Below are 12,314 nucleotides of genomic sequence, written 5' to 3'. Positions count from 1 at the left end.
TGTTTCCAGCGGAAGTATCACTGTTAACGTATTATCGTTTCCGTTGGAATCAAGGAGTAAAGGCATGATCATCGTGACCGGAGCCACCGGGCAGCTGGGCCGTCGGATTGTCGAGAGTCTGCTGACGCGAGTGCCCGCCGACCAGGTGGGTGTGAGCGTCCGCGACCCGCGAAAGGCGCAGGACTTGGCCGACCGCGGAGTACGGGTGCGACAGGGCAGCTTCACCGACCCGGGCAGCCTGTCCCACGCTTTCGAGGGCGCCAGCCAGGTGCTCCTCGTCTCGGTCGACAAGCTCGGCGCGGAGGCCATCCGACAGCACCGGGCTGCCATCGAAGCAGCCGCCGCTGCAGGCGCACGCCGCGTCCTCTACACCAGCCATATGGGTGCCAGCCCGGACTCGCGGTTCGAGCCCTGTCGCGACCACGCCACCGACGAGGAAGTACTGCAGGCCTGCGGTGTTCCGTTCACCTCGCTCCGCAACGGGTTCTACGCTGCCAGTGCAGTGCGGTTCTTCGGGCGGGCAGCCGAGACCGGAGAGCTCGTGTTGCCCGCGGATGGGGCGGTGAGCTGGACCGCACACGTCGACCTCGCCGACGCGGCCGCGGCGATCCTTACCGAGGAAGGTCGATTCGACGGTCCCACACCGCCATTGACCGCAGCGCAGGCCATCGATTTCGACGAAATTGCCGCCCTCGCGGCCGCGCTCACGGGCCGAACCATCAAGCGCATCACCGTATCCGACGAGGAATTCCGGCACCAGATGCTGGGCTATGGCGTCCCGGCCGCGCAGGCGGACATGATGGTGGATATCTTCGCTGCTAGCCGGGCCGGTGAATTCGCCACGGTCGACCCGACGTTGGCGCAGTTGATCGGCCGCGAGCCGACCGGTTTCGACGCGGTTCTGCGCGAGGCGCTGTTGGCGAGCTGAGCGCTCGGCGCTCAGGCGGTGAGTCCGGCGTATACGCGGATAGTGGGGTCGAGGATTAGATGCGTTGCCGCCGCTGGCGGCATCAAAACACGCCCGTTCTTGACGGCCTCGCCGACTTTGGCCGCGAGATCTCCCGTCAGTCCGTGAACGAACTGCTTCTCGAAGGTGCCGATTCGGGAAAACAGTGCCGCGTCGTCGAACTGAGCGAAGGCGGTGCAGACGAATTCGAGGGTGGGCCGCAACGCGTGATTGGCGAGCAGCTTATTGCGGCGCTGCTCATCGAGGTGCTCGACATCGATGCTGCTCGCGGTAATGCACTGTGGCCCGAGGTCGTGGGTCATCGTCTTCAGGAACGCCTCGTACTGTTCATCAGAGCTGAACCATGGCGGTCGCTGCCGTGGAATCCCGCCAGGCCATCCGGTACCGACGCCGTCGGAGGTGAGTCGCGGTTGGTCGAACACTTCGGAACCCACCCCAATCTGCCGCCCAGGTCCGCGCGCGGCCGGAGCCCCGGTCAGGAGGGGCGTGTCCTGCTCCATGTTTGCTCCACGGAGCCAGCGTGGAGCAAAGGACGGTAGGCGTTAAAAAGTTTCCTACCTGCATCTTCTTCGGTGGGCGCAGAGGGGTTCGAACCCCCGACCGCTGGTGTGTAAAACCAGAGCTCTACCACTGAGCTATACGCCCGGGATCCGTCGGTGGGTGACCGACGGGCCGGTCTAGGACTCTAGCGCGGCGAGCGCTTTCTCCCAAGCCGCCTGGTCACGGGGCTCTCCGGGACCGTTCATTTCGGCGAAGCGGATGATGCCGTCGCGGTCTACGACGAAGGTGCCGCGGTTGGGGTAGCCGGATTTCTGGTTGAAGACGCCGTAGGACTGGGCTACGGCACCGTGCGGCCAGAAGTCGGACAGCAGCGGAAAGATGTAGCCCTGTTCGGCCGCCCAGATCTTGTGGGTGGGCGGCGGGCCGACCGAGATGGCGAGGATTTCCGCGGCGTCGTTCTGGAATTTGGGTAACTCGTCGCGAACCTTGCACAGCTCGCCCTGGCAGATGCCGGTGAAGGCGAGCGGATAGAACACGATCAGCACGTTCTTCTTGCCGCGGTAGTCCGAGAGCGTGACGTCCTGGTTGTTTTGATCCTTGAGTGTGAAATCCGGCGCGAGCGTGCCGATTTCCAGCGGGCCGAGCTCGACTGGCATCACTGATCCTCCATCGTGTCGGGCTTCACCGGGCGGTGAAACACCGCCCGGCGAAACCATAGCGAAAGCGGTCAGCGCTGTTTCGAGGGTGCCTTGGGCTGCACGAGTCGGCTGCCGGACCAGGCACCGAGGCTGATCGCCGATGTTTGCGTCAAACCCGCCGTGGGTGCCGCTTCGGCGATATCGCTCGGATCGACATGACCAGGTTGCCCGGTCTTGGGAGTGAGCACCCAAATGAAGCCTTCGTCGGCCAGCGGACTGATGACTTCCATCAGTTCATCCGCTAGATCGCCGTCGCCTTCTCGCCACCACAGCAGGACAGCGTCGACTACCTCGTCGGAGTCTTCGTCGACCATCTCCCCACCGCTGGCCTCTTCAACGTCGGCCCTCAGGTCGTCGTCGGTGTCCTCGTCCCAGCCCAGCTCCTGGACAACCATGCCGTGTGTAATGCCAAGCTTCTGAGCGTAGTTCTGCGCGTCCGCCGCGGCGACCACGGTGGTGTCCTCCTCAACTCCAGACAATAGGTAGTTGCAAGCGAACATGGTTATCGCCTCGAGCGCAAGCTGATCGGACGAAATACCCATGGAATGTCGCGTGACAACCTCGTGTCGTTGGCCGATTTTCGCCACCAGCCCCCGATTCATGGGACGAATTCAACGTTTGGGACAGGCGTCCTTGACCGTATTGCGCGCGTCGTTGACCCGCTTGCTCGCATCGTTGAGTGCGCCGACCGGGGCGGTGTAAGTCATCTTGCGGGTCTCCGCGGCGAGCTGTCGTGCGGCAGCGACGTATTCGGCGAACTTGGCCTGCAGGTCCGCGGGCAGCGCGCCGTTGGCGTTGTTCACCCCCGTTTCGACCTTGGTCGCGGCGTCTTCGAGGGTTTTGGCGGCGGTATCGCGCTTGGCGTTGTAGTCCGCGGCGTTCGCATCGTGGGCGTCTACGAATTCGTTGTACTTCGAAACGCCGACACCCGTGGTTGTGGGGAATTGACCGCAGTTGTCGCTGATCGCCTGGGCCTGTGCCGCGGCCTTGCGTGAGGAGGTCGCCGCCGCGGAGGAGGAGGCCGCCTCGGTCTTGTAGGCGGCTAGTTCCGAGGCATTCGGATTGGCAACGCCGTCAACGTGTTTCGCGCAACCCGCGATGGTCAGGCCGACCACGACCGCCGTTGCCGCGCACACTGCTGCGAACCCGCGTGGGTCCAGCACCTTCATTGTCCTCCGTGCCTCTCTGTTTCACCGGCGGTCCTCGACTCACGTTCCCTGCGGAACCGTACTGCAGATGCCCCTGACATGATGACCTGGGCCACATCTTCCGCAAGGATGGAGGTGCGCCCGAACCTTTCGTAAAACGGGTGGTCCGCCAACCAAGTGTGCCGCCCGGGGAAACAGACGCCTATCAGCTTGTCCACCCCTGTACGAGGAGCAGATTTGACCGACCTGATCCACTCTTCCGCGCCAGCGAAATCCGCTGGCACCGACTCCGCGCCGCGTGATCCGAATGGATCGCAGGTGCCGCCTACGGGCGGGCGGGTGCGGGTTATCCGCGAAGGGGTGGCGTCCTATCTACCGGACATCGACCCGGAGGAAACCTCCGAATGGCTCGAATCGTTCGATGACATGCTCGACCGGGAAGGTCCGGGCCGCGCGCGTTACCTCATGCTCCGGCTGTTGGAACGCGCCGGTGAGCGCAGGGTCGCCATTCCATCCTTGACCTCCACCGACTACGTCAACACCATCCCCACCGAGAACGAGCCGTGGTTCCCCGGCGACGAAGAGGTGGAGCGGCGCTTCCGTGCCTGGATCCGCTGGAACGCGGCGATCATGGTGCACCGGGCGCAGCGTCCCGGCATTGGTGTCGGCGGCCATATCTCGACCTACGCGTCCTCGGCGGCGCTCTACGAGGTCGGCTTCAATCACTTCTTCCGCGGCAAGGACCATCCGGGCGGCGGCGATTCGATCTTCATCCAGGGTCACGCCTCGCCGGGCATCTACGCCCGCGCCTTCCTCGAGGGCCGATTGAGCACCGACCGGATGGACGGCTTCCGGCAGGAGTACAGCCATGGCGGGCCGGGCCACGGCCTGCCGTCGTACCCGCATCCGCGGCTGCTGAACGACTTCTGGGAGTTCCCGACGGTGTCCATGGGCCTGGGCCCGATGAACGCTATCTACCAGGCACGGTTCAACCACTACCTGCACGACCGCGGCATCAAGGACACCTCCGATCAGCACGTCTGGGCCTTCCTCGGCGACGGTGAGATGGACGAGCCGGAGTCGCGCGGCCTGATCCAGGTCGCCGCCAACGAGGGCCTCGACAACCTCACCTTCGTCGTCAACTGCAACCTGCAGCGCCTCGACGGCCCGGTGCGCGGTAACGGCAAGATCATCCAGGAACTGGAGTCGTTCTTCCGTGGCGCGGGCTGGAATGTCATCAAGGTCATCTGGGGCCGGGAGTGGGACGCGCTGCTCGGCGCCGATCGCGACGGCGCGCTGGTGAACCTGATGAACACCACCGCCGACGGCGACTACCAGACCTACAAGGCCAATGACGGCGCCTACGTCCGCGACCACTTCTTCGGCCGCGACCCGCGCACCAAGGCACTGGTCCAAGACCTCACCGATCAGGAGATCTGGAACCTCAAGCGCGGTGGTCACGACTACCGCAAGGTGTTTGCCGCCTATGCGGCCGCGATGGCGCACAAGGGCCAGCCGACGGTGATCCTGGCCAAGACCATCAAGGGCTACACCCTCGGCAAGCACTTCGAGGGCCGCAATGCCACGCACCAGATGAAGAAGCTGACCCTGCAGGACCTCAAGGACTTCCGTGACCTGCAGCGGATTCCGATCTCGGATGCCGAGCTGGAGAAGGACCCCTACCTGCCCCCGTACTACCACCCGGGCATGGAGGCGCGCGAAATCCAGTACATGCTCGATCGCCGGAAGGCGCTCGGCGGCTTCCTGCCCGAACGGCGTGCTGCAGCAAAGCCGCTGCAACTGCCCGGGGACGAGGCCTACAAGTCGGTGCGCAAGGGTTCCGGCAAGCAGAACGTGGCCACCACCATGGCCCTGGTTCGGCTCATGAAGGAGCTGTTGCGGGACAAGGAGATCGGCAAGCGGATCGTGCCGATCATTCCGGACGAGGCCCGTACCTTCGGTATGGACTCGTGGTTCCCTTCGTTGAAGATCTACAACCGCAACGGGCAGTTGTACACCTCCGTGGACGCGGAATTGATGCTTGCCTACAAAGAGAGTGCCGTCGGGCAGATTCTGCACGAGGGCATCAACGAGGCCGGATCGACCGCATCGTTCACCGCGGCGGGCACGTCGTACGCCACTCACGGCGAGCCGATGATCCCGCTGTACATCTTCTACTCGATGTTCGGTTTCCAGCGCACCGGCGACGGATTGTGGGCGGCGGCAGACCAACTGGCGCGCGGTTTCGTGCTCGGCGCAACCGCCGGGCGAACCACGCTGACCGGTGAGGGTCTACAGCACAACGACGGCCACTCGCTGCTGCTGGCGTCCACCAACCCGGCCGTGGTGACCTACGATCCGGCGTTCTCCTTCGAGATCGCGCATATCGTGCGGGACGGTCTGCGTCGTATGTACGGCGGTGGCACTCCGGAGCCCGGTCCCGTCGCACTTCCCGGCACGCATCCGCACGGTTCCGCGGGTGGCTTCGGCGGCGAGGACATCTTCTACTACATCACTCTCTACAACGAGCCGTATGTACAGCCCGCCGAGCCCGACGATCTCGATATCGCCGGACTGCTCGCGGGCATCTACCTGTACAAGCGCGGCGGTGAGGGCAATGTGCGCGCCCAGATCCTGGTCTCGGGTGTCACGGTGCCCGATGGCGTGCGCGCCCAAGCGCTGCTCGCCGAGGAATGGGGTGTGCAGGCCGATGTCTGGTCGGTGACCTCGTGGGGTGAGCTCCGCAAGGAGGCACTCGACAAGGAAATCGCCCAGCTGCGCAACCCCGGCGTCGATGCGGGCGTCCCGTACGTCACCCAGGCGCTGGCCCGGGTCGAGGGTCCGTATGTGGCCGCGACGGACTGGATGCGCGCGGTGCCGGATCAGGTGCGCAAGTGGGTGCCCGGCGACTTCACTACGCTCGGCACGGATGGTTTCGGTTTCTCCGATACTCGCCCCGCCGCGCGCCGGGTCTACAACGTCGACGCGCAGTCGATCGTGGTCGCGGCCCTGGCCGCGCTGGGCCGCACCGGAAAGATCGATCCGGCCAAGGCGGTCGAGGCGGCGGCCAAATACCGCATCGATGATGTCGACGCCGCGCCGAAGTCGGCTCCCGGCACCGAAGATGAACTCGCATAGCGGACGATTGGATGGTGGAACGTAAACCGCCGCGGCCGCGTCGGATCTCCGAAGGCTCCTCCGAGCATGAGGTGTATCTGCCGACGGGCGCGCTCTCCCCGAACCGGCAAACCCGCGACCCGCTGCCGGACACGCTGCTCAAACGCGTGAAGCAGTTCTCCGGACGCCTCTCCACCGAGGCGGTCGGGTCGATGCAGGATCGGTTGCCGTTCTTCGCCGATCTGGATGCCGCGCAACGCGCGGGCGTGCAGATGCTGGTGCAGACCGCGGTGGTGAACTTCCTGGAATGGCTACAGGATCCCGATAGCGATATCCGTTTCAGCCTGGACGCCTTCCAAGTGATCCCGCAGGATCTGGCGCGGCGGCTGACGCTGCGCCAGACCGTGGACATGGTCCGCGTGGCCATGGAGTTCTTCGAACAATGGCTGCCCGCGCTCGCGCGCAACGACCGGCAGCTGGTCGCGCTCACCGAGGCGGTGTTGCGCTACGGGCGTGAGCTCGGATTCGCCGCCGCCTCGGTGTACGCGAGCGCCGCGGAATCCCGCGGCGCATGGGATACCCGCCTCGAGGCATTGGTTGTGGACGCGGTCGTGCGCGGCGATACCGGTCCGGACATGCTCTCGCGGGCCGCGACCCTGAACTGGGATGCCACCGCGCCGGCAACGGTGCTGGTCGGCACGCCGCCGGGGGATCAGGGCGTCTCGATGGTCGGCTCGGTGCACGCCATCGCCGCGCGGCACGGTCGTGCGGCGCTGGCCGTGGTCCAGGGGTCGCGGCTGGTGATGGTGGTCAGCGGGAATCTGGGCGATACCTCGTATGCCTCACCATTTCTCGCGGATTTGCTGGCCGAGGTTTTCTCCGACGGTCCGGTGGTGATCGGCCCGACCATGCGCACCCTCGGTGCGGCGCACGCCAGCGCGGTGGAGGCACTGGCCGGAATGGAGGCCGTTGTCGGCTGGCGCGTGGCCCCGCGACCGGTGCACGCCGCCGAATTGTTACCGGAGCGGGCCCTTTTGGGTGACCGAGCTGCAATCGACGCGTTGAACGAGTATCTTGTCCTACCGTTGGCTGCCGCCGGATCGGCGCTGGCCGACACTCTCGAGGCCTATTTGGATTGCGGTGGCGCGGTCGAGACGTGTGCGCGTCAGCTGTACGTTCATCCAAATACGGTTCGCTATCGCCTCAAGCGGATAGCGGAGATCACGGGCCGTGATCCGATGAATCCGAGGGACGCCTACGTGCTCCGGATCGCCGCCACAGTGGGTCGTTTGACACGAACCCGTAACGAATCGTCGACTCCTACCCCAGAAGTCACTCAATTCCCAGTAGGGCACGAAGGCCTGTAACGGATCCGGTGACCCGGTCGATCGGGACAACCCACATGCGCTTTTGTGGGACCTCCACAAAAGCACTCCGCAAGGTTCATTCGCGTCGACATCACCTGCGGCGTACCTCACAGTGTTTTCTTAGAGGTGTGATCGCGTTGCTCGCCCCTGGACAGGGGTCCCAGACACCCGGCATGCTCGCGCCTTGGCTCGACCTCCCCGGCGCGACTGATCGCCTCGCCCTCTGGTCCAAGGCCTCCGGCCTGGATCTGGTTCGCCTCGGCACCACCGCGACGGCGGAGGAGATCACCGATACTGCCGTTACCCAGCCGCTCGTGGTCGCCGCCGCACTGCTGGCCTTCGCGGAAATCGAGTCGGATTCACTTCCAGCCGATACCATTGTCGCCGGACACTCGGTAGGTGAACTCGCCGCCGCAGCGGTCGCCGGAGTCATCTCCGCCGACGATGCGGTGCGACTGGCCGCCATCCGCGGTGCGGAGATGGCCAAGGCGTGCGCACTGGAGCCGACCGGTATGTCCGCGGTGCTCGGTGGCGATGAGGCAGCCGTGCTCGCCCGGCTCGAAGAGCTCGAACTCGTCCCGGCCAACCGCAATGCCGCGGGTCAGATTGTGGCCGCCGGACGTTTGACCGCCCTCGCGGAACTCGCCGCGAACGCGCCCGAGAAGGCGCGGGTGCGTGCGCTGCCCGTCGCGGGCGCGTTTCACACCGCGTTCATGGCCCCGGCTCAGGACGCTGTGACGGACGCCATATCCAAGATCGCGCCGAGCGAACCGACTCGGACCCTGCTTTCGAACTTCGATGGCAAGCCGGTTACCTCCGGCGCCGATGCTGTCGCTAAGCTCGCGGCGCAGGTCACCCGGCCCGTTCGGTGGGACCTGTGCACCGAGACTGTCCGTGCAGCGGCGGTTTCGGCAGTAGCGGAGCTGCCGCCGGCGGGCACGCTCGTCGGCATCGCAAAACGGGAACTGAAGGGCACGCCAACACTGGCCCTGAAGACCCCCGAAGACCTCCCCGCGTTGGCCGGGCTCACCACTTCCGGCTAGCTTTCCCCCCGCGACCGTGTAACCCAATACGCGATCGTGACCGAGCGGACGGTAACCATCGGCTCGCTCGATTCGAAAAACAACAGTGAAGCCCTACAAAGTAGATAAGAAGGGAGCCACGAAGTGGCCGCTCTGACCCAGGAACAAATCGTCGAGGAACTCGGCAAGATCATCGAAGAGGTGACCGGTATCGAGCCCTCCGAGGTGACGATCGAGAAGTCCTTCGTCGATGACCTGGACATCGACTCGCTGTCCATGGTCGAGATCGCGGTTCAGACCGAGGACAAGTACGGCGTGAAGATCCCGGACGAGGATCTGGCCAGCCTGAAGACGGTCGGCGACGCTGTCGGCTACATCCAGAAGCTCGAGGCCGAGAACGCTGACGCGGCCGCGGAGCTCAAGGCCAAGTTCGACGCCGAGTAGGGCCGACACCGTGACCACTCCTTCCACCTTGAACGGGAACTTCCCCAACGTCGTCGTTACAAGCCTGGCGGCGACCACGTCGATCGCTGGTGATGTCGATGCGACGTGGAAGGGACTCCTCAACGGCGAGAGCGGGATCGACGTTCTCGAGGACCCCTTCGTCGAGGAGTACGACCTTCCGGTCCGCATCGGCGGTCACCTGAAGGTCCGGCCAGAGACCCTGCTGAGCCGTGTCGAATGTCGGCGCATGGCCTACGTCGAACAGCTCGCGACCGTACTCGGTCGTGAGGTCTGGCAGAACGCGGGCAGCCCCGAGGTCGACCCGGAGCGTCTGGGTGTGGCGATCGGTACCGGGCTCGGTGGCGGTGATGCGCTCATCGACTCGGTCGACAAGCTGAAGAACGGCGGCTATCGCAAGATTTCGCCGCTGGCTGTTCAGATGGTCATGCCGAATGGTCCGTCGGCCGTCGTCGGTCTCGAATTGAAGGCCAGGGCAGGAGTGGTCACTCCGGTCTCGGCATGCTCATCGGGCTCCGAGGCCATCGCCAATGCGTGGCGAATGATCGTCATGGGTGACGCCGATATCGTCGTCGCCGGTGGCGTTGAGGGTTTCATCGACGCGGTGCCGATCGCGGCATTCACCATGATGCGCGCGATGAGCACCCGCAATGACAACCCGAAGGGCGCCTCGCGTCCCTTCGACAAGGATCGCGACGGCTTCGTCTTCGGCGAGGCCGGTGCGCTGATGGTCATCGAGACCGAGGAGCACGCCAAGGCACGTGGCGCGACGATCCACGCGCGCCTGCTCGGCGCCGGTATCACCTCCGATGGCTTCCACTTGGTCGCACCGGATCCCACGGGTGATGGTGCCGCCAGGGCGATGACGCGGGCGATGCAGACCGCGGGTCTGACACCCAAGGACATCACCCACATCAATGCGCACGCGACCGCTACCCCGATCGGCGATACCGCCGAGGCGAACGCGATCAACAAGGCCGTGGGCAACCACGCTTCGGTGTACGCACCGAAGTCGGCCCTCGGTCACTCGATCGGCGCCGTCGGTGCGCTCGAATCCGTGCTCACCGTGCTCAGCATCCGCGACGGCCTCGTCCCGCCGACGCTGAACCTGGAGAACCAGGATCCGGAGATCGATCTGGATGTGGTGCACGGCGAGGCCCGCCGCCAGGAGATCGAGTACGCCATCAACAACTCGTTCGGATTCGGTGGGCACAATGTCGCGCTCGCCTTCGGTCGGGCATAGCCGCTCGGTAACCGATTCAGTTTGTGCGGAGCCCCTACCGGGCTACGCAAGCTGCCCCCTCCGGGGCTTGACCGCACAGACTGGCTGACTGCACAACGATCGCCGGTGGGGTCGACCAACGCCAAAGTCGGTCGACCCCACCGGTGTTCGACATACGCAGCCGCGGTAGCGGCGCACTTGCTCGAGGTGAGGAGAAAACGCGATGACAATTGTTGCTCCCGCGTTTCGACCAGAAACTGCGACCGATCCGCGTGATCCGCTCGGTCGGCTCCAACGCTTCTTCGACCCCGGAACCGTTCTCCCGCTGCACCCGCGCGACAAGTCCGGTGTGTTGGCCGCGATCGGCGAGGTCGACGGTGTCCGCACCGTTGCCTACTGCTCCGATGCCACCGTCATGGGCGGCGCGATGGGCGTGGAGGGCTGCAAGCACATCGTCGACGCGATCGACACCGCCATCGATTCCGCCATTCCGGTGGTCGGCATCTGGCATTCCGGCGGCGCTCGCCTGGCTGAGGGTGTCGAGGCGCTGCATGCGGTCGGTCTGGTCTTCGAGGCCATGGTTCGCGCGTCCGGTCTGGTGCCGCAGATTTCGGTGGTGCTCGGCTTCGCGGCCGGCGGCGCCGCCTACGGTCCTGCGCTGACCGACATCGTGATCATGGCGCCGGAGGGCCGGGTCTTCGTGACCGGTCCCGATGTGGTGCGCAGTGTGACTGGTGAGCAGGTCGATATGGCCACCCTGGGTGGTCCGGAGACGCACGGTAAGAAATCCGGTGTTACGCACATCGTCGCCAACGATGAGGCCGATGCGCTGCACCGTGGACGGCGCCTGGTGTCGATGTTCGCCGAGCAGGGCGAATTCGATCTGGTCGCTGCCGCGCACGGTGATGTCGATCTGAAGGCGATGATGCCGGAATCGGCCAAGCGCGCCTACGACGTGAAGCCGATCGTGCACGAACTGCTCGACAACGTTGACGGTGAGTCCTCGTTCGAGGAGCTGCAGGGCGGTTATGCGCGCAGCATCGTCACCGGTCTCGGACGGCTCGGCGGGCGCACCGTCGGTGTCCTCGCCAATAACCCGATCCGCCTCGGTGGCTGCCTGAACTCCGAAAGTGCCGAGAAGGCAGCGCGTTTCGTGCGGTTGTGCGATGCGTTCGGCATTCCGCTGGTGGTGCTCACCGATGTGCCCGGGTATCTGCCCGGTGTCAGCATGGAGTGGGAAGGTGTGGTGAGGCGCGGTGCGAAGCTGCTGCACGCATTCGCCGAGGCTCGGGTGCCGCGGGTCACGCTGGTTACCCGCAAGATCTATGGTGGCGCCTACATCGCGATGAACGCCCGCTCGCTCGGCGCGACCGCGGTGTATGCCTGGCCGGGTTCCGAGGTCGCCGTGATGGGTGCCAAGGCCGCGGTCGGCATCCTGCACAAGAAGGCCCTCGCCGCCGCGCCGGAGGAAGAGCGCGAGGCGCTGCACGAGCGTCTGACGGTCGAGCACGAGCGCATCGCCGGTGGTGTCGAGCGGGCCTTGGCGATCGGTGTGGTGGACGAGGTCATCGACCCGGCCAAGACTCGCAGCATCATCGCCGCGGCATTGGCGGCGGCGCCGGTGCGTAAGAGCCACCACAAGAACATTCCGCTGTAAATCCAGCGGTAAGAGCGGGCCTCGGGATTTCCCCGGGGTCCGCTTTCGTTCGTATTGTTCTCGCTGTCGGACCTGGAGTGATGGTCATATATCGATCGGGTTTCCGCGCGGCAATATAGTTGAAACTTTGGTGATACGAATAGCTCGTACGTT

The 12,314-nt window shown here is 65.1% G+C and carries 11 protein-coding genes and 1 tRNA gene; 7 read left to right on the top strand and 5 right to left on the bottom strand.

Annotation, left to right across the window (positions count from 1 at the left end; genetic code table 11):
* The first annotated feature begins 64 nt into the window (after positions 1–64).
* Positions 65–928 (top strand): NAD(P)H-binding protein, encoded by an 864-nt coding sequence (locus ACIBJI_RS25420; protein WP_364345455.1) that lies wholly within the window; start codon positions 65–67, stop codon positions 926–928.
* An 11-nt stretch (positions 929–939) separates the two neighbouring features.
* On the opposite strand, the gene ACIBJI_RS25415 is transcribed toward ACIBJI_RS25420, so the two are convergent.
* The 5 genes from ACIBJI_RS25415 to ACIBJI_RS25395 all read right to left on the bottom strand — a co-directional run bounded on the left by ACIBJI_RS25415 (position 940) and on the right by ACIBJI_RS25395 (position 3,335).
* A complete protein-coding gene (locus tag ACIBJI_RS25415) occupies positions 940–1,467 on the bottom strand; it encodes a hypothetical protein (protein WP_364345453.1) in 528 nt (175 codons plus the stop codon).
* 73 nt (positions 1,468–1,540) lie between these two features.
* Positions 1,541–1,612, bottom strand: a tRNA-Val gene (locus ACIBJI_RS25410).
* A gap of 32 nt (positions 1,613–1,644) precedes the next feature.
* Positions 1,645–2,124: a peroxiredoxin gene (locus ACIBJI_RS25405; protein ID WP_364345451.1), complete on the bottom strand. Its 480-nt coding sequence runs from the start codon at positions 2,122–2,124 to the stop codon at positions 1,645–1,647.
* 71 nt (positions 2,125–2,195) lie between these two features.
* Positions 2,196–2,618, bottom strand: coding sequence for a DUF3052 domain-containing protein (locus tag ACIBJI_RS25400; RefSeq protein ID WP_040688342.1), 423 nt, complete (start codon positions 2,616–2,618; stop codon positions 2,196–2,198).
* Positions 2,619–2,777: 159 nt separating this feature from the next.
* Entirely contained in the window at positions 2,778–3,335 is a 558-nt protein-coding gene (locus tag ACIBJI_RS25395; RefSeq protein WP_364345449.1) for a hypothetical protein, read from the bottom strand.
* Between the two features lie 297 nt (positions 3,336–3,632).
* Here ACIBJI_RS25395 and aceE point away from each other — a divergent pair, with 297 nt between their 5' ends.
* The 6 genes from aceE to ACIBJI_RS25365 all read left to right on the top strand — a co-directional run bounded on the left by aceE (position 3,633) and on the right by ACIBJI_RS25365 (position 12,161).
* Positions 3,633–6,452 carry a pyruvate dehydrogenase (acetyl-transferring), homodimeric type gene (aceE, locus tag ACIBJI_RS25390; RefSeq protein ID WP_397086275.1) on the top strand — a complete coding sequence of 940 codons (2,820 nt, stop codon included), beginning with the start codon at positions 3,633–3,635 and terminating at the stop codon, positions 6,450–6,452.
* 11 nt (positions 6,453–6,463) lie between these two features.
* The gene (locus ACIBJI_RS25385) at positions 6,464–7,798 is read left to right on the top strand and encodes a helix-turn-helix domain-containing protein (protein WP_364345445.1); all 1,335 of its coding nucleotides are present in this window, start codon (positions 6,464–6,466) and stop codon (positions 7,796–7,798) included.
* A gap of 128 nt (positions 7,799–7,926) precedes the next feature.
* Positions 7,927–8,841, top strand: coding sequence for an ACP S-malonyltransferase (locus ACIBJI_RS25380; protein ID WP_364345443.1), 915 nt, complete (start codon positions 7,927–7,929; stop codon positions 8,839–8,841).
* 123 nt (positions 8,842–8,964) lie between these two features.
* Positions 8,965–9,264: a meromycolate extension acyl carrier protein AcpM gene (gene acpM / locus ACIBJI_RS25375; protein ID WP_107655016.1), complete on the top strand. Its 300-nt coding sequence runs from the start codon at positions 8,965–8,967 to the stop codon at positions 9,262–9,264.
* A gap of 10 nt (positions 9,265–9,274) precedes the next feature.
* On the top strand, positions 9,275–10,525 hold the full coding sequence (locus tag ACIBJI_RS25370; protein WP_364345440.1) for a KasA/KasB family beta-ketoacyl-ACP synthase: 1,251 nt from the start codon (positions 9,275–9,277) through the stop codon (positions 10,523–10,525).
* A 202-nt stretch (positions 10,526–10,727) separates the two neighbouring features.
* Positions 10,728–12,161 carry a carboxyl transferase domain-containing protein gene (locus ACIBJI_RS25365; protein WP_364345438.1) on the top strand — a complete coding sequence of 478 codons (1,434 nt, stop codon included), beginning with the start codon at positions 10,728–10,730 and terminating at the stop codon, positions 12,159–12,161.
* Positions 12,162–12,314: the final 153 nt, after the last annotated feature.

The sequence above is a fragment of the Nocardia sp. NPDC050408 genome (assembly GCF_044458905.1).
Lineage (GTDB): Bacteria > Actinomycetota > Actinomycetes > Mycobacteriales > Mycobacteriaceae > Nocardia.
Note: the sequence above shows the minus strand (reverse complement) of the source record. Positions and strands in the feature narration are given on the sequence as shown.

Bases quoted from the DNA above. Each gene is read 5' to 3' on its own strand.
- ACIBJI_RS25395 (WP_364345449.1), bottom strand. From the start codon at position 3,335: ATGAAGGTGCTGGACCCACGCGGGTTCGCAGCAGTGTGCGCGGCAACG.
- ACIBJI_RS25415 (WP_364345453.1), bottom strand. From the start codon at position 1,467: ATGGAGCAGGACACGCCCCTCCTGACCGGGGCTCCGGCCGCGCGCGGA.
- ACIBJI_RS25405 (WP_364345451.1), bottom strand. From the start codon at position 2,124: ATGCCAGTCGAGCTCGGCCCGCTGGAAATCGGCACGCTCGCGCCGGAT.
- ACIBJI_RS25385 (WP_364345445.1), top strand. From the start codon at position 6,464: ATGGTGGAACGTAAACCGCCGCGGCCGCGTCGGATCTCCGAAGGCTCC.
- ACIBJI_RS25365 (WP_364345438.1), top strand. From the start codon at position 10,728: ATGACAATTGTTGCTCCCGCGTTTCGACCAGAAACTGCGACCGATCCG.
- ACIBJI_RS25420 (WP_364345455.1), top strand. From the start codon at position 65: ATGATCATCGTGACCGGAGCCACCGGGCAGCTGGGCCGTCGGATTGTC.